Source organism: Methylomonas subterranea (assembly GCF_024505185.1).
Taxonomy (GTDB): domain Bacteria; phylum Pseudomonadota; class Gammaproteobacteria; order Methylococcales; family Methylomonadaceae; genus Methylomonas; species Methylomonas subterranea.
Genome location: NZ_JANIBJ010000017.1, coordinates 1 through 17415 on the forward strand (window position 1 = coordinate 1; position 17415 = coordinate 17415).

Annotated in this window: 20 protein-coding genes; 12 read left to right on the forward strand and 8 right to left on the reverse strand. The window is 54.2% G+C overall.

Annotated elements, in window-relative coordinates:
- Positions 1-879: 879 nt before the first annotated feature.
- Complete coding sequence (locus NP590_RS10420) at positions 880-1995, forward strand: Fic family protein (RefSeq protein WP_256602316.1); 1116 nt, start codon at positions 880-882, stop codon at positions 1993-1995.
- On the opposite strand, the gene NP590_RS10425 is transcribed toward NP590_RS10420, so the two are convergent.
- The 8 genes from NP590_RS10425 to nifL form a co-directional block, all read right to left on the reverse strand.
- The gene (locus NP590_RS10425) at positions 1987-3099 is read right to left on the reverse strand and encodes a tyrosine-type recombinase/integrase (protein WP_256602317.1); all 1113 of its coding nucleotides are present in this window, start codon (positions 3097-3099) and stop codon (positions 1987-1989) included. The two genes, NP590_RS10420 and NP590_RS10425, sit on opposite strands and share 9 nt — an antisense overlap.
- A gap of 402 nt (positions 3100-3501) precedes the next feature.
- A complete protein-coding gene (locus NP590_RS10430; RefSeq protein ID WP_256602318.1) occupies positions 3502-3783 on the reverse strand; it encodes a hypothetical protein in 282 nt (93 codons plus the stop codon).
- Positions 3784-3883: 100 nt separating this feature from the next.
- Positions 3884-4048, reverse strand: coding sequence for a hypothetical protein (locus NP590_RS10435; protein WP_256602319.1), 165 nt, complete (start codon positions 4046-4048; stop codon positions 3884-3886).
- 4 nt (positions 4049-4052) lie between these two features.
- On the reverse strand, positions 4053-4424 hold the full coding sequence (locus NP590_RS10440) for a type II toxin-antitoxin system VapC family toxin (RefSeq protein WP_256602320.1): 372 nt from the start codon (positions 4422-4424) through the stop codon (positions 4053-4055).
- A gap of 33 nt (positions 4425-4457) precedes the next feature.
- Positions 4458-4706, reverse strand: a complete 249-nt coding sequence (locus NP590_RS10445) for an AbrB/MazE/SpoVT family DNA-binding domain-containing protein (RefSeq protein WP_256602321.1) — start codon at positions 4704-4706, stop codon at positions 4458-4460.
- Positions 4707-4996: 290 nt separating this feature from the next.
- On the reverse strand, positions 4997-5137 hold the full coding sequence (locus NP590_RS10450; protein ID WP_256602322.1) for a hypothetical protein: 141 nt from the start codon (positions 5135-5137) through the stop codon (positions 4997-4999).
- A gap of 313 nt (positions 5138-5450) precedes the next feature.
- A complete protein-coding gene (gene nifA, locus NP590_RS10455; RefSeq protein WP_256602323.1) occupies positions 5451-6983 on the reverse strand; it encodes a nif-specific transcriptional activator NifA in 1533 nt (510 codons plus the stop codon).
- The gene (gene nifL / locus NP590_RS10460; protein ID WP_256602324.1) at positions 6976-8613 is read right to left on the reverse strand and encodes a nitrogen fixation negative regulator NifL; all 1638 of its coding nucleotides are present in this window, start codon (positions 8611-8613) and stop codon (positions 6976-6978) included. Before nifL ends, nifA begins: the two co-directional genes overlap by 8 nt.
- A gap of 291 nt (positions 8614-8904) precedes the next feature.
- Between nifL and rsxA the strand changes: the two genes are divergently transcribed.
- The 11 genes from rsxA (at position 8905) to NP590_RS10515 (ending at position 17307) form a co-directional block, all read left to right on the forward strand.
- Positions 8905-9486, forward strand: coding sequence for an electron transport complex subunit RsxA (gene rsxA / locus NP590_RS10465; RefSeq protein ID WP_256602325.1), 582 nt, complete (start codon positions 8905-8907; stop codon positions 9484-9486).
- A 75-nt stretch (positions 9487-9561) separates the two neighbouring features.
- Positions 9562-10098, forward strand: a complete 537-nt coding sequence (rsxB, locus tag NP590_RS10470) for an electron transport complex subunit RsxB (RefSeq protein WP_256602326.1) — start codon at positions 9562-9564, stop codon at positions 10096-10098.
- Between the two features lie 13 nt (positions 10099-10111).
- Positions 10112-11659 (forward strand): electron transport complex subunit RsxC, encoded by a 1548-nt coding sequence (rsxC, locus tag NP590_RS10475; RefSeq protein ID WP_256602327.1) that lies wholly within the window; start codon positions 10112-10114, stop codon positions 11657-11659.
- Entirely contained in the window at positions 11656-12711 is a 1056-nt protein-coding gene (locus tag NP590_RS10480; protein WP_256602328.1) for an RnfABCDGE type electron transport complex subunit D, read from the forward strand. The genes rsxC and NP590_RS10480 overlap by 4 nt, the downstream gene beginning before the upstream one ends.
- Positions 12712-12724: 13 nt before the next feature.
- Positions 12725-13465, forward strand: coding sequence for an electron transport complex subunit RsxG (gene rsxG, locus NP590_RS10485; protein WP_256602329.1), 741 nt, complete (start codon positions 12725-12727; stop codon positions 13463-13465).
- A gap of 43 nt (positions 13466-13508) precedes the next feature.
- Entirely contained in the window at positions 13509-14222 is a 714-nt protein-coding gene (locus NP590_RS10490) for an electron transport complex subunit E (protein ID WP_256602330.1), read from the forward strand.
- 12 nt (positions 14223-14234) lie between these two features.
- Positions 14235-14516, forward strand: coding sequence for an RnfH family protein (locus NP590_RS10495; protein WP_256602331.1), 282 nt, complete (start codon positions 14235-14237; stop codon positions 14514-14516).
- Between the two features lie 27 nt (positions 14517-14543).
- A complete protein-coding gene (locus NP590_RS10500) occupies positions 14544-15113 on the forward strand; it encodes a hypothetical protein (protein WP_256602332.1) in 570 nt (189 codons plus the stop codon).
- Positions 15114-15129: 16 nt separating this feature from the next.
- Positions 15130-15450, forward strand: coding sequence for a rhodanese-like domain-containing protein (locus NP590_RS10505; protein WP_256602333.1), 321 nt, complete (start codon positions 15130-15132; stop codon positions 15448-15450).
- The gene (locus NP590_RS10510) at positions 15447-16154 is read left to right on the forward strand and encodes a dinitrogenase iron-molybdenum cofactor biosynthesis protein (protein WP_256602334.1); all 708 of its coding nucleotides are present in this window, start codon (positions 15447-15449) and stop codon (positions 16152-16154) included. Before NP590_RS10505 ends, NP590_RS10510 begins: the two co-directional genes overlap by 4 nt.
- 172 nt (positions 16155-16326) lie before the next feature.
- Positions 16327-17307: a 5'-nucleotidase gene (locus tag NP590_RS10515; RefSeq protein WP_256602335.1), complete on the forward strand. Its 981-nt coding sequence runs from the start codon at positions 16327-16329 to the stop codon at positions 17305-17307.
- Positions 17308-17415: the final 108 nt, after the last annotated feature.

Consider the following 17415-nt stretch of genomic DNA (forward strand, 5'->3'; position numbering starts at 1 on the left):
ATTCCAGACAAAATTTCTGCGCGCCTGCAAACGCGCAATGGCAACACCGCCTTTCGAAACTCTACTCGCGCGGTCTATTGGTTTGCGCCATCAAGGCGCTTTGGAATAATCAGCGATCAGCAGACGATCGTTGATGAATCTTAAAATTGCTTCACTATCGACAGCGACCGTGCCTTTCATCAAGGCGCATTTTCCCTGCCGACCCAGATAGAGCGTTTTCAACACTCCATCTGCACCAAAAATAAATTTAAGCGTGGACGCATGACCCTAAGGCCCAACGGACACAGTACATCCAGCGGCGTTCCTCTGCCACCCCACTAGGGGCTATATAGCTGGTACTTCTTCGCTTTTTATACTGCCGAAGTGCAGTCTATGAAAATTTCGTCCCGAAAAGTTCTACGTGCGGGGCTATTTTGGGGTTGAAATTAAGCGACTGTCAAATGGTTTTTTCATTTTATTTCAATTGCTTAAGTGATGAATACAGGCTGGACGGCGTTGGATTTTATTGGACAATTCAGATTTAACGACATGAATGACTTTCGCACCAACCGCCATTGAAAAGCGGGGTATTAAAAACTGGGGTGACGCCAAAATCGATTAAATCGATTTAGACAAGAGATATATCTGGATGATCTGGAAGCTGATTTATAGACATCGTCTGCGAGTAATACCGGTAATACTGGATAATCCGTCGACATATCCTTTGCAGCCTACACCAGAGAGGGTGGTAACACCGGTAATACCAGTAATCTCATTTTCAACAGTTACAGTGCTCGGGTGTTCCCAGAGTCGCAATGCAGGCTGCGTGATGTTTAAACAGGTCCTTTATCGCTCAATAAATGATATATTTATGATCGATAAAATCATTTTGTATTAATCATGATCTGGAATTGGCAACTGGCGGGTTGGCCGCGCTTCACCTACAACGCGACGCAGCTGGATGATTTTGAAAAGCGCTTGTTGCTCGGCGCCGGTGTGTCATTCGGCGCGATCAAGCATTTGTCTGAAGACGACAAGCGGCATTTGACCATCGAGCTAATCAGCAATGAAGCCTTGAAAACGTCAGCCATTGAAGGCGAATATCTCAACCGGGACAGCCTGCAGTCTTCGATTTGCCGTCAATTCGGTTTAGTCACCGATCATCGAAAAGTCCCGCCAGCCGAGCAAGGCATCGCGGAGGTTATGGTCGATTTGTACCAGCATTTTGCTACCCCACTAAGTCATGAGCAGTTGTATCGCTGGCACACTTGGATTACGGCCGGTCGTAGCGACCTACAGGATGTCGGACGGTATCGAACTCACGACGACCCGATGCGAATTGTCTCAGGTCCCATTTATGCGCCCAAGGTCCATTTCGAGGCGCCGCCATCCTGCCAAATGACGCCGGAAATGGATCAGTTCATTGATTGGTTTAATAGCACGGCACCTGATGGAAACACGCCCTTGCCGACCTTACAGCGCGCGGGGATCGCGCATCCTTATTTTGTCAGCATCCATCCGTTCGAAGACGGTAACGGTCGCATCGGTCGCGCCATTGCCGAAAAGGCATTGGCCCAATGTCTGGGGCAACCGACATTAATCGCCCTGGCATTTACCATCGAACGCCACCGTAATGCGTACTACACCGCTTTGGAAATGGCTAACAAGCAAATCGACGTGACTGATTGGCTGGTTTATTTCGCCGAATTGGTAATGGCCGCTCAGGAATACACCCATCAATGGATCGATTTCTTAATTCAAAAAACCAAACTCTACGACCACGTGCGTGGGCAACTGAATCCGCGACAGGAAAAAGCCTTGGCCAGAATGTTTCGGGAAGGTCCGGATGGCTTCACAGGCGGATTGAGTGCGGACAAATATCGCAGCATCACGGGGGCACCTTCAGCAACGGCCACGCGTGATCTGCAGGATCTGGTCGCCAAGGGCGTATTGTTTAGAACGGGAGAACGCAAACATACGCGCTACTATTTGAACTTAACCGGAACACTACCTTAAAGCCTGATTACCCTGCTCGCAATACATAGTCCAGTCGGCCATGAGCTGAGATCGCTTTTCCATCAAATCGCCTCGGCGATACGCTGCCTCTGCCTGATTTTTAATCGTGTGGGCTAATGCCATTTCAAGTACTTCATTGGGATAATGGGTTGTTTCAGCAGCCCAATCCCTAAAACTAGATCGAAATCCGTGAACCGTCAGTTCCGGTAGGCCCATGCGTTTTAATAGTTGCAGCATGGCCATTGCCCGAGGCGACAAGGGCACTCGATGAGGTTTGTTGGCTTTCATCCGTTCGACGGGAATGGTCCACGTCTGACTGATAACATCTATTTCATCCCAAGTTGCGCCAATGGATTCATTGGTTCGGGCAGCGGTAAGGATCGTAAATTCCAGACATCGCGCGGCGATGCCTTGTTGATTTCTTAGTTTTACAATAAATTCCGATATATCCGTGTAAGGCAATGCGGCGTGATGTTCGACATTTTGAACTTTGGATGGTTTAGGTAATATCTTGTCAAGATGACCACGCCATCGAGCTGGATTTTCACCTTCTCGATATTTGCTTACAGTCGCCCAATCCAGCACCGTTTCGATGCGACCTCGCAATCTGCTGGCCGTTTCATTTTTGGAGGTCCAGATTCCTTCAAGACATTTAACAACCAGTGCCGTATCGACTTCCGCGACCGGGAGTTTGCCAATGGTTGGAGATGCGTACTGTTCTAGGGTATTCGACCATTGCTGAGCATGCTTAGGATTTTTCCAGCCATGGCGATTAATTTCAATGTAAGCGGAGGCACATTCTGCAAATGTCATTGACTTGGCGACGGACAAATGAAGCTCGCGTTCAATTTTCCGTTTTTCCACCAGAGGATTCAGACCTTGCTTGAGCAGCTTTCGGTACTCAGATGCTTGCTCCCTGGCTGCTTCCAGCGAAATATCGCCAAAACTACCCAGACCAATCTCGGTAGCCTTTTTATTCCTGACAAATTTGAAAATCCAGCTTTTTGAAAGTGTCGGACTAACCTGTAGGTAAAGACCACCACCATCACTGTGATAACCGGGAGTTTTGATTGTCACAACCTTGCGTGCGTTCAGCTTATTCAAAATCCGACTCATAAATCCTACCCTACTTCCTACCCTACTTCCTACCCTACTTTCGGCATCGGATTGGAGTATATTTTATCGAACCAAGCTGGACAATAAATTTGTAACTTATCGTTTTTTAACAAGAATTTAGGACGACAAAAAACGATATAGGACTTTTGTTAGAAGGACTAGCTCTCTGCCATTATTCCTGATATATCAACAAGTTATATCGAATACAAACCGGCCATAGCGCCGGTTTTTTATGTCTATTTTCACCCATTTCCGCAACCCATGCTGGTTTTGACCTAGTAAAGGGGCAATTCCACCCCTAATAGCAGCGCAATATGCTTCTGGTTTTAGGCGCGTACAGGAAGAGGGCTATTGGTGCATGCGTTATCTGAACCAGCCAAACAATTCTATTTATCGCGTGGCTTTGTTCATTCGCCACTTCAGCCGATGACATTGCTCATGACGCTCGAAACCATTCGGATCATTTTGGCAGAGCCTGAATGAGTTGCAGCAGAGAATCCTGTTGTTGCGGGTTTGGGTGGTGGCGGGGCTGTCGGTTTTTAGAGTGTCGAGTTTGCGCTGAAATATCCGCCAGTAATCTTGGGCGTCGGCCCAGGCACGGGCGACTTCGTCTTTGACTTTGGCCGCTATCGAGGCCAAAATCGGCGAGGCGCTGGCCGATAGTGTCGTCATGCAAGCCTTCGAGTATATCGGGCGACAGGATGGTATCTTCGATGCGAATACTGGGGTAGTTCATGTTTCAATTAATCCGTTAATTTGGGTTAAACGCCCCTTATTGTGCGATGCGCATCAGGTTTCGTATTTTTAGCTGTTTTTGTCCGTTAGCGATTTTGCCTGTGCCGTCAACGACGATAATTGCGTCTATGGGTATTTCCGTTTGCTTGATAAGCATGGACAGCAATTGCTCGACATAATGAGCCATTTGTACCGTCGTCATGCATTTATTCCGTGGGAACGATTACCGGTGGTGTCAACGGTAAGCGAGCGGCACGGCGCGCAAAACGGCGATCATCAAAGCTATAAAAACGTTGGCATTGGTTGCAGGCCGTATGATGGAGGGCATCGGCAAAATCCAGACCCTCGGCTTGTAATGCCAAAGCTTGCGCAACGCGCGGCCATTCTTCGACATTGACATGGGTAAGCCCGAGCAAATGTTCAACCACGCGGCGAAAATCACTGGCATCAAAGCGATAAAACGCGCGCAACACCCATTCCAATTCCAGAATGACCGTTAAAGGTACGAATAACTGTTCTGAACCCGTCAGGATGCGGTGGGCGATTGGGCGTTGTGGGATCATTTGGATCGTCGACATAAAATCGAGCCAGTATATTCGTGTCGACTCCGATCATTCGGCATCCCGCATGGCTTGAGCAACATCAAATTCAGATAGATGTCTTTCACCTGGTTGTTTACATACCAATAGGCCATAGCCATCTTCTGGCCGCGTTGGTTGTATGCGTTTTTTGACTTCGACTCTTAATCCGGCATTTTCCAAGATCAGATTAAGCTGGGAACCAGCGGTAATGCCTAATTGTTTACGTATGTCGAGTGGCAATACGACTTGGCCTTGTTCAGAAACGGTGACGGTTTGCATGGTGGCTCCTCATATAAATAGTCGATTAATTCAGTATGCTAGTGCATAGCTATTCTGGCAACAAAATATAAATACCAAGTAAGTCCATCGGCAGTACCGGATAGACTACCTGGAATTGCTGTTTATCCATCGGGGCGCTAAAACGCTGGTGGGATTCGACCAGGTGTTTGGATTACTGTTCTGCGACTTTTTTTGGAATTCTTCGTCTAGTTGGCTAAGCAGTTTTAGCTCGTTATCCAGGAAACTGGCTCGCGCCTGGGGTGACAAATCAGATGTTGCGCGGGCTTCGCTCAACAACTGTTTCGCGTCGTGGTGATCCAGAAATTCTTTTTGCTGCGGAGTGCCCACCAACCCCAGAGCAGCATTTCCTCGGCGACGATTTGGTAATTGGCCTTGATTTGTTCAATTACGTTGCGGCAGCGGAACAGCATCAATGTGGTTTTGGTTTTGACCTGTCCGGTTCGAATCCCTAGCTCTCCGCCATTACATATAGTTAAGACCTTGATAAATAACTACTTATCAAGGTCTTAATTTTTTCTACCCTACTTTTGATTCTAATAACCATCGCCGCTTCCATTTCAGCCGGCGTTATTTGATACATGGCTATTATCAGCCATTTGTCGACTCCTTCAATGATTTGAGTCAAAGCTCGCAAAGTTATTAGCATCCCTGCCGTAACAAAGTCACGGCTCCTAGGCGAAGGGGCTTTTACGACGACATCTATTGAACGGCGGCCGGCTTAGGCTAGATCTGCTTGACGCTGATATTCAGGGTCTGAATCCGATAGGCGATTTGTCGTGGCGTCATGTCCAACAGGCGGGCGGCCTTGGCCTGTACCCAACCGCATTGTTCCAGCGCGGCTATCACCCGTTCGCGCTCGTCCATATCCTCGTCATGCAAATCCATCATCCTGATCGGCGCGGACGGTTGCGGGCGGTTGAGGCTGATTTCGTCTTCCAGGCCGGTGCTGATGATGACGTCGCGGTCTATGATGCCGTCGTGGCTCATGATGGCGGCGCGTTCCAGGCGGTTTTCCAGTTCCCGTACGTTGCCGGACCAACTGTGTTTCATCAGGATGCGCAAGGCGCTTTCCTTCAGTTCCAGCGGCCGGCCGCCTTGTTGTTTGGAAATCCGGTTCAATAAAAACGCCGCCAATTCCGGAATGTCCTCGATGCGGTCGCGTAGCGGCGGCATGTTGATGGGCATTACATTGAGCCGGTAATACAAATCCTCCCGAAACAGGCCGTCCGCCACGTCTTTTTCCAGATTGCGGTTGGTGGCGGCGATGATGCGCACGTTGACTTTCAGGGTCCTGACCCCGCCAACCCGTTCGAATTCGCCTTCCTGCAGCACCCGCAGCAATTTGGCCTGAAACGAGGCGGAAATCTCGCCCACTTCGTCCAGGAACAGGGTACCGTTGTCGGCCAGTTCGAAGCGGCCCTTGCGTTGGCCGATGGCGCCACTGAAGGCGCCTTTTTCGTGGCCGAACAATTCCGACTCCAGCAGGGTATCCGGCAAGGCCGCGCAATTGAGCTTTAAAAACGGTCCGCTGGCACAGTTGGAATTGAAATGGATGGCATTGGCCACCACTTCCTTACCGGTACCGGATTCGCCGCGAATCAGCACCGTGGTATGCCATTTCGCCACCTGGCGAATGATGTCGAACACTTTCAGCATGGGTTCGGAATGGCCGATGATGTTTTCGAAGCGGTAGTTCTTGACCAGGGTCTGTTTCAGAAAATCCCGCTCGTTGACCAGTTCGGTTTGCTTGCGCTCCATGGCCCGCACCGAATTGACGCTGTGGGCGATCAGATTGGCCACCATTTCCAGAAAGCGGGCCCGCTCGCCGAGAAAGCTGGAATCGCAAGGTTGCGCGGCCAAAATACCCACCACTTCGCCTTGTTCGACCGCCAGCGGCGAACCGATGAAGGGCAGATCGGGGTTATAAACGCCCAGGCGGCTCAAAAAACGCGGCTCGTCGGCAATGCGTTCCACCACGATGGTGCTGCCTTCATCCAGAATGGCACCCACCAAGCCTTCGCCGGGCTGGTAGCGCACGCTGCGGTCTATGCCGTCGCCGTATATTTCGCAAATGCTCATGCTGTCGTCGTCCAGGTCCCGCAGCGTAATCATGCCGAAGTGCAGACCGGAGCGTTTATGCAATATCTCCAAAATGCCCTTGAGTTTGTTACGCAAATCATGCGTGCTGTTCAGCAGCTGGCTTACCAGAAACAGCGTGTCCAGTTCCGACTCGACCAGTGTGGCGCGATCATTCATGAATGCTTACTCCCAACGAATGCTGTTGGCAGGGAAAGCTGATGTTGAAACGGCAACCGTCGGTGTAATCCGAATCGATTTCGATAATGCCGCCATGCTGGCCGACGATTTCCCTGGCCATTACAAGGCCCATGCCGGCCTGGGCGCCGCCCAGGTTTTGATGGGTGCTGAAAAAAGGTTCGAATACTTTTTGCCGCTGATTGGCCGGAATGCCGGGGCCGCTATCGGCGATTGACACCCATACCCAGTCGTGCTCGACGCCGGTGCTGATATTGATCAGCCGCTCGTTGCAGCCGGCACGGTTCATAGCATTGACGGCGTTATCGATCAATTGTTTGAACAGCATGCGTAATTTGTTGGCCGAACCGAGTACGGACGGCAACACCGGATTGGGCAGCCAATCCACCACCACCCCGTTGGCCAGAAATTTTTGACTGTATAGCAGCATGGTTTCATGTAGCAGTTGATTGAGATTGACCGGTGTCACGGCGGTTTCCGGAATTTCCGGCACGCAACGTTGCAGGGTATCCAGGGTTTCCTCGCCCCTGGCTTGTACCTGACTCAACAAATCCTTTAACGACTGGTTTTGGCTGTCATTGCGTTGGCTCATGATCTGAATGGCCGCACCAATCTGGTTCAATGGTTGGCGGATCTGGTGCATGGCGCCCAGCAGGGTTTCGCGGATACTGCGGATATGCTCTTCCTCGGACATCAGCTGCCGCAGGGTGTGCATTTGCAATTTTTCCTGCTGGCTACGTTGCAGGCTGATGTCGTTAATGGTCAACAGTAGATAGTTGCTGGACTGGCGGGAGAAAAAATTATCCGCGTCGGTGCCGTTTTCGCAAAACCAGTTGCCGGAGCAGGAAAACCAGCGGGTACCCCGGCGGCCTATGCCCTCGACCCGGATCTCCCGATTGCTGAAGCCTTGCGGCCGGCTGCTCATGGCGGCCCATAAATCGCCCATGTCCTGTTGCAGGGCATCCAGAAAAAACAGGGCCGGTTCGGCGTAACCCAATTCGCTGATCAGCATTTTATACATCTGGTTGTCCAGCACGATGCGGTTGGCGCTGTCCAACACCACCATGGCTACCGGCGATGCATTTAACACCGATTCGATCAATTGTTTCTGGTTGTTGACCTGTTGCTCGGCGTAATGCGCCTGGGTAACGTCGCGGTGCATGCCGATGTAATGGCTGATGGCACCGTGTTCGTCCAGCATGGGCGCGATGGTCAAGTCGGCCAGATAGCGCTGGCCCAGCTTGCGCCGGTTCACCAGTTGCCCATGCCAAACCTGCTTGCGGGAAATGGTATGCCACAGATCGTAGTAAACCTGCCTCGGCGTGCATTTATCGGACAGTTTGGATTCGTTCTGCCCCAGAATTTCGGCGGCCATATAACCGGTGACCTGGGTGAAGGCATTATTGATATAAAGAATGTTGGCTTTTTTATCCGTAATGGAAATCGCGATCGGCGCCTGCTCAACCGAGGCCACGAACAGCGACAGGGGGACGGTTTGCGGCTTTCCCCTACCCAGTTGGCCGGACTCGAGCGAGCCCACGCCCGGTGCGATCAACTCGGCCACCTCGGCCGCGATCTGGTCTGGGAGAAAATCCGGTGTTGTTTTGTTCATTGCTGACTCTGCTTGATTGAACCGACTACGCATTACATTAGCAAATAAAACGCCAATATTCTTAATTTGGGGCTTTGTAACAAATCCGCCCAGGCAAAACCCTTGTGTCTCTCGGGATATTGTAGTCTTTGCGACAAAATTCAAGCCCCCGCTTCGGCGGATGTGCTGTTTGATACAGCTGATCCGCCGCGCCGCGGACCGCAAATGCACTAAATCTGCCCATTTAACCCCACAGAGATTGTTGGCATAGATGATGCTGAATCGTTCACAAACAACTGAGCGTAAAAGGCAATGGGCGAATACTTACTGCTGATTCTAGGGACGGCGTTAGTCAACAATGTGGTGTTGGTAAAGTTTCTTGGCTTATGCCCCTTCATGGGCGTCTCCAACAAACTGGATTCCGCCTTGGGCATGGGTCTGGCCACCACCTTCGTATTGACTCTGGCCTCCGCCGCCAGCTGGGTATTGGAACACCGCTTGTTGATACCTTTCGATATCGGATTTTTACGGGTTCTGGGCTTTATCTTGGTGATTGCCGCCGTGGTGCAATTCACCGAAATGGTGATACATAAAACCAGCCCTGTTCTCTATCAGGTCTTGGGCATCTTTCTGCCCTTGATCACCACCAATTGCGCGGTTCTGGGCGTGGCGTTGCTTAACATCCAGGAACACTACAATTTCGTGCAAAGCCTGCTGTTCGGCTTTGGCGCGGCAATGGGTTTTACCCTGGTGATGGTGCTATTTGCCGGTCTCCGTGAACGCCTGGCGTTGATGGCTGTACCGGCTCTTTTTTCGGGCACGCCGATCGCATTCATCACCGCCGGCATACTGTCCCTGGCATTCATGGGCTTCGCCGGACTGTATACCAAATGAAACGGGCTGTCTTGAATCGCAAGATTTGCGACATCCCCACCGCCGCCGGCATATTCTGAACCATAGAGACGGACTATGTACATTCTATCTGCCATCGTCATCCTGACCGCATTGGGTTTGTTCCTGGGCTTGAGCCTCGGCATAGCCGCCAAATATCTGCGGGTGGAATCCGACCCACTGATCGAAACCGTGGAGGCCCTGATGCCCGGTTCGCAATGCGGCCAATGCGGCTTTCCGGGCTGCCGGCCGGCCGCCGAGGCGGTGGTTTCCGGTGCCGCTCCCCTTACGCTGTGTCCGCCCGGCGGCACTTCGCTGGTGGAACAACTGGCAAAACTGCTCGGGGTGGAAGTCGATTTGAGCCAGACCAAGGATGCCGAACCCATGGTGGCCCGCGTCAGCGAAGACACCTGCACCGGTTGCACTCGCTGTTTCAAGGTCTGCCCCACCGACGCCATTGTCGGCGCCCCCAAACAAATTCACGCCGTGGTGGCCGACGCCTGCATAGGCTGCGAAAAATGCGTCAACGTCTGCCCCACCGAATGCCTGCAAATGCATCCGATCGAGGTCACCCTGCGCGATTGGCGCTGGCCTAAACCCCTGGCCGCGGCTTAACCGGAGAACCTGCATGCTGGCTTTATTCGAAAACCCCAGACTACGCGGCGGCGTTCATGCCGAGGAACACAAGGTCGAAACCTCGGGCCTGCCCATCGCCACGGATATGCCGTTGCCGAAAAAACTGTATATCCCGGTACAGCAACACGTCGGCAAGCCGGCCGAACCCCTGGTCAAAGTCGGCGAAAAAGTCCTGAAGGGCCAGCTGCTGGCCTATAGCCAAGGCACTATTTCCGCCCCGGTACACGCACCCAGTTCGGGCACGATAGCGGACGTGCTGGATTTTCCGGCCCCCCACCCCTCCGCCCTGCCCATCCGTACCATTGTCATTGAAACCGACGGCCTGGATCAATGGCTGCCGTTGCAAGCGCCGGACGATCCGCTGTCTCTGCCGGCTGAGGAAATCTGCGCCCTGGTCGGCGCGGCCGGCGTGGTCGGCCTGGGCGGCGCGGTGTTTCCGTCGGCGGTAAAACTCGATTTGGGCCGCAAGAACAAAATCCAGATGTTGTTGATCAATGCCGGCGAATGCGAACCTTATCTGACCTGCGACGACCGTCTGATGCAAGAACGGGCGGGCGAAATCGTCACCGGCATCCGCCTGATGTTGCGCGGCATGCACGCGCCGGAAGCCACCGTCGGTATCGAAGACAATAAACCCGAAGCCTTTATCGCCATGCGCGAGGCTTGCGCCGAATTCGCCAATATCAACGTAGTGCAGGTGCCCACCCGTTATCCCATGGGTTGGGACAGGCAAATGCTGCGTTATCTGACCGGCCGGGAAATTCCGGCCGACGGCCGCGCCACCGATATCGGCGTGGTTATACACAACGTCGCCACCGCTCACGCGGTTTACAAGGCGGTATGCCTGAATCAGCCGCTGATCAGCCGGGTGGTGACCGTTTCCGGCGGCGCGGTGGCGGAACCCAAAAACGTCGAAGTGCTGATCGGCACCCTGATGTCGGAAGTGCTGGATTTTTGCGCGGCCGACAAAAGCCGGGTCGCCCGCTTGATCATGGGCGGACCGATGATGGGCGATGCGCTGCCGCTCAGCGAAGTGCCGGTGGTAAAAGCCTGCAACGGCATTTTGGCCTTGTCGGAACAGGACATCGAAATCCCGGAAGTCAAGCCCTGCATCCGTTGCTCCACCTGCGTGACGGCCTGCCCGGTCGGCCTGCTGCCGCTGGAAATGGCCAGCCGCATCCGCGCCAGTCAGTTGGACGCCGCCGTCGATTTGGGCCTGAAGGATTGCATCAATTGCGGCAGCTGTTCCTACGTTTGCCCGTCCAATATTCCCTTGGTGCATTACTTCAAGTTCGCGTCCGGCGAATTGTACAAGCGGCAGCAGATGGAGCATAAATCCGAGCAAACCAAGCGCCTGATAGATGACCGCAACCAACGCATGGAACGCATCCGCCTGGAACAGGAAGCGGAAGCCCGCCGCGTGATGGAAGCGCGCGCGGCCAGGGCTCGCGAGCAGGAACTGGCCAAACTAAAGGCGCAACAGGCCCAACAAAGCATTAGCGAGCCCACCGACATAGCCACCGCGGAGGAAGTCCGATGAGCATCAAACCCATCAGCGGCCCCCATGTCGTCGCGGTGCGCAGCGTCGACAGCATTATGCGCAAGGTGATTGTCGCGCTGGTGCCGGCCACGGCCTGGGGCATATTTTTGTTCGGCTGGCCCGCCCTGTATCTGTGCGCGGTGACGATTTTATCCGCGTTGTTGTTCGAAGCCTTGTGCCTGAAATTGAAGGGCGTGAACGCCGGACCCTATTTGCGCGACGGTTCCGCCGTTCTGACCGGCCTGCTGGTCGTCATGACCCTGCCGCCCTGGGCCCCCTGGTGGATAGGCGTGGTCGGCGCGGGGATTGCCATCATTTTGGGCAAACAGGTCTACGGCGGCCTGGGACAAAACTTGTTCAACCCGGCCATGCTGGCCAGGGTGGCCTTGCTGATTTCCTTTCCTATCGAGATGACCACCTGGGTGAATGTCGAGCCGATTTTGGCGGGTCCAGGCCTGCTCGAAAGCCTGAGCATCACTTTTTCCGGCCTGTCCGATTTGGACGGCATCACCGGCGCCACCACTTTGGGCGCGGTAAAAACCGGTTTTTCCCAACATTTGACCCTGCCCGGCCTGCTGCACGAGTATTCGGGCATTCTGGCCTTCATCGGCTGGGAACGCGGCAGCCTGGGCGAAACCTCCACGCTGCTGATTTTAGGCGGCGGCCTGTGGTTGCTGCGGGAAGGCGTGATCCAATGGCACATTCCCGTTTCCTTGCTGTCCAGCATCGCCCTGCTGTCCGGCCTGGGACACTTGATCGACAGCCAGCATTATCTGGGCCCCTGGGCACACCTGAATTCCGGCGCGCTGATGCTGGTGGCGTTTTTCATCGCCACCGATTACGTGACCTCGCCCAATACGCCGCTGGGACAAATGATTTTCGGCGCCGGTTGCGGCTTGCTGATATTCATCATCCGCAGTTGGGGCGGTTACCCGGAAGGCACCGGCTTTGCCATTCTATTGATGAATGCGGTCACCCCGCTGATCGACCATTACATCCGCCCGCGCATTTATGGGCGTTATCGCAACGGCAAACCCATAGACGTCAGCTAGCCGAGAGAATCGCATGAGTTCAGACCCCTTAAACGAACAACCCGCCGCAACGCCGGAAGCGGAAAACCCGGCGGGCGCCAGGCAAAAGTTGCTGGCTTTCCTCGAGCCGGACAATCTGGCGCTGTGGCGTTCGAAATTGAGCTATCAGGCCGGCGTGTTGGCGGTGTTCGCGCTGCTGGCCAGCGTGTTGCTGGGTTTTGCCGATCTGGCCACCCGTGGGGAAATTCAGCAACGCCTGGAGGAAGACTTGAAGGCCAGCCTGGAAGCCGTGGTACCCCAGGATTTATACGATAACAATCTGCTGGCGGACACCGTGACCCTGCCTTCGGCCGATTACAACATCGGCGCGGCCGAGACCGTGGTTTATCTCGCCAAAAAAGCCGGCGCCGTCAACGCCGTCTGTTTCAAGTTCATCGCGCCCGACGGCTACGCCGGCCCCATCAGTCTGGTGATGGGGGTTAAGGCCGACGGCGAAATTCTGGGCGTGCGGGTTATCGCCCATGTCGAAACGCCGGGCCTGGGCGACAAGATAGAACTGGCCAAGTCCAAGTGGGTGTTGGCTTTCAACGGCAAATCGCTGGATAACCTGTCGGCGGCGCAATGGGCGGTAAAAAAAGACGGCGGGGTATTCGACCAATTCGCCGGCGCCACCATCACCCCGCGCAAAGTGGTACAGGCCATCAAGCGCGGCCTGGATTTTTATCGGGCCAATCGGGCTCAACTGTCGGGTGCGGCCGCAGTCCCTGAAAAATAACGTTTTAGACGCAATAAACCGGCTCTCTCGGGGAGACATAGACATGAAACTGAATACGCTATTCTCGGAACCTTACCGCAAAATCGCCAAGGACGGTTTGTGGGACAACAACGTGGTATTGACCCAAAATCTGGCCTTGTGCCCCTTGCTGGCGGTGACCGGCACCGCCACCAACGGTCTGGGCATGGGCCTGGCCACCATGGTGGTGATGGTGGCATCCAATGCGGCGGTATCGTTTAACCGCCATTTGATTCCGGCCGAAATTCGCATTCCCATCTTCGTGTTATTGATCGCCGCCCTGGTGACCCTGGTGGATTTGTTTCTGAACGCCTGGATGCACGAATTACACAAGGTACTGGGCCTGTTCATTCCGCTGATCGTCACCAACTGCGTGATTCTGGGCCGCGCCGAAGCCTTCGCTTCCAAACAAGCCTTGATGCCCTCCATGTGGGACGGCCTGATGATGGGGGTCGGCTTTACCCTGGCCATGGTGGTGTTGGGCGCGGCGCGGGAAATCAGCGGCGCCGGCACCCTGTTCGCCAACGCCTCCGTGCTGTTGGGCGAAGGCTTCCAATTTATGGAATTGACCGTCATACCCGAATACAAGGGCTTTTTATTGATGGCCCTGCCGCCCGGAGGCTTCATCATGCTGGGATTCATGGTGGCCGCCAAGCGTCTGCTGGATAGAAAAGCCGCGCAAAAGCAAACGCCCGGCGCGGTAATCGACCAACTGCAATTTGCCGAACAAGACCATTAAGGGAGACCGCCGATGAACGTAGGAGTGTGCTACGCGGAAGCCGACCGCCAATTGTGGCTGCGTCTGGAAGTACCGGACGGCAGCAGCGTGCAACAGGCCATCGAGTTGTCCGGCGTGCTGAAACAATATCCGCATATCGATCTCGCCACGCAAAAAGTCGGCATCTTCGGCAAGTTGGCCAAGCTCGATGCCTTGGTGAAGGAAGGCGACCGGGTGGAAATTTACCGCAAGATCACCGCCGACCCGCAGCAGGTGCAACGGCGCCGCATCGATACGGATGCCGACGACGATTAACCGAATTTTTTAAACAGGAGACACTCCATGCTACTCGAAAACTTGGACAAACAAGGTTTGACCTTCATTACCAACGTACTGGGCGCCACCAGCGATTCCGGAATATGGGCCTACCGCGGCGATCTGGTACTGATCCAGGGCTCGTTCCGCGAAGGTTCCACCACCGATCGCAAGCCGCCCGAATTACTGTTGCGTCAAACCGCGATCCTGGCCAGCAGCGACAAATTCATTTTCCTGAACGGCTTGTTCGATGAACTGCAACACATCCCCGTGTTCATCGAAAAATACAAAGAATTCCTGACAGCCGACACCTTGACCCTGTTCTATGTGGAAAACATCGAAAGTGCCATGCAGATAGAGCTGGAAGGCGTCACCTTTCGGCTGCTGCCCTACAAGGAAGGCATGGTCTGGAACGAAACCATGGAAACCCTGTATATCGAAAAAGCCGATCTGAAGGGCCAATCCGCCGAAGACAAGGTGGTCACGGTCTATGAAGGCGCCAAAAGCTATAAATTCAAGGGTGAAAGCCTTAGCTTCGCCGACGCCTTGAACAAAACCATCGTGGTCAAAAAAGAAGCCGCCGTCGGCCCGATTTAAACAGGCGGGTAACATCATGAAGCCGTTCAAAACCGTCACTGCCGATGCCGCGGAGCAACTGATCGCCGACGCCAAGCCCTTGATCCTGGATTGCCGGGATTTAAAAGACTACCGCGCCGGCCATATCGAAAATGCCATGCATGTACACGAGCAATTGCGCGACAGCCTGCTGAAAAAAGGCGACAAGGCCCGCGATATGCTGATTTATTGCTATTACGGCCATGCCAGCGAACATCTGGCGGAAATGTTTTGCGATTTCGGCTTCAAACAAGTCTACAGTCTGGCGGGCGGTTATGCCGGCTGGAAGGAACATCACAAACCTACAGGTGATTTATGAGTCAATTATCGCGAGAACTGGCCTTACGTATCGCGCTGGCAACGCGCGTCCTGCCCGGTGTAGACGTCCCGCAACTGCTCGGCATTTTGCACGAAAAGGTCGGCTCGCCGCTGGACGATGAAAAGCTCAAATCCATCACCGTCACCAATCTGAAAACCGGCATCGGCAGTTTGGACGGCGAGGAAGACGGCGAAGACATCGGCATCGGCTTGGCCAACATCAAACTGGCCGTGCGCTATCTATGGGGCGAGGAAGACGAAGACGAAGGTCTACCGGAAATTCAAACCTACAAGGACGGCGACATGCCGGAATCGATCCGGGTGGCGGTGGCCTCCAACAGCGGCGCCCTGCTGAACGGCCATTTCGGTTCCTGCATCCGTTTTCTAGTGTATCAATTGTCCCGCACCGAATGCCGCCTAATCGACATCCGCTCGACCATAGAGGCCGACAACGCCGACGACCGCAACCTGTTCCGCGCCACTCTGATTGAGGATTGCCACGTGCTGTTCGTGCAATCCATAGGCGGCCCGGCGGCAGCCAAGGTGATCCGCGCCGACATCTATCCGATCAAGGTACCCGACGTGATCGATGCGGTGGACAAGCTGACCGAATTCCAAAGCGTGTTCGACGCCGCGCCGCCCTGGATGGCCAAGGCCCTGGGCCGTGGCGCCGAGGAAAGAAAACGCTTCGTGGCACACGAATAAAACCCGCTTTGCCCTGGGCGGTTTTGTCTATCGGCAAAACCGCCCCTCCTCTCCCAACCGTTTGGCGTTTCAGCCAAAGGTCTTGTCCGCCGTTAGCCTTTTCCCTCCCTTCCGCCATTGCCCGGTCCGAAAACATTGACAGCACCCTATAACGGGTTATAGTCGGCGGCCATTGAGCAAAAAGACCCGAGGAGGCATGGTGGCGCTGGATTTATCCGATACCCTGGTGATAGGCGTGACCGCAACGGCGCTATTCGATTTAAGCGAAGCGGATGCGGTATTTCGCGAACAATTCGCCGACGATAAAGAATCCGCAATTCAGCACTATCGCGAATACATGCAGGCCAGGGAAAACGATGCATTGACCGACGGCACCGGCATGCCACTGGTAAAAGCCTTGTTGGATTTGAACAGATATCAACCGGCGGGCGAACCGCCCTTGATCGAGGTGGTGGTGATGTCGCGCAACAGCCCGGAAACCGGCATCCGGGTGTTCAACAACATCAGGGACAGAAAAATACCCATTTCCCGGCATGCCTTTACCGGCGGCGAATCGGTGGTCGACTACCTGGAGGCCTTCGATGTCGACCTGTTCCTGACCACCAATATCAAGGATGCACAGAAAGTCATCGACGGCAAAACCTGTGCCGCGGCCATCGTAAAAAAACCTCCCGTCGACTTGGGCGACATCCCCGAGGGCCAGGTTCGCATCGCCTTCGACGGCGATGCCGTGCTGTTCGACGACAGCAGCGAGATCGTCTACAAGGCGGAGGGATTGGGCCGCTTTCATAGCAACGAAGACGAAAACCAGGATGTCCCAATGCCGGAAGGACCTTATGCCGCCTTGCTGAAAAAGCTATCGCGCCTGCAGGACCGCTTGCCGTTCAGCGTGGCGTTTTCGCCGGTGCGAATTGCCATAGTCACCGCCAGGAATGCACCGGCGGAAATGCGGGTAATCAAAACCCTGCGCCATTGGGGCGTCTATGTGGATGAAGTATTCTTTCTGGGCGGGCTGGAAAAAGCCAAAGTGCTGAAGGCCTTCAGGCCGCATATTTTCTTCGACGATCAAGACCTGCACCTGGAAGAAGCGGCAAAGTACGTGCCCTCGGGAAAAGTCCCGCATAGCAGCGATTCGCCGCTGCATAAAAAATGAAGATGCCGGATAAAGTGCGAACTTCATACCGAACAGGCGTGCATTCCGATTGATACGCAAGATATTCCAGTTTAAAGTTGCGCACCGTCATCCCTATAGCGCGGCAAA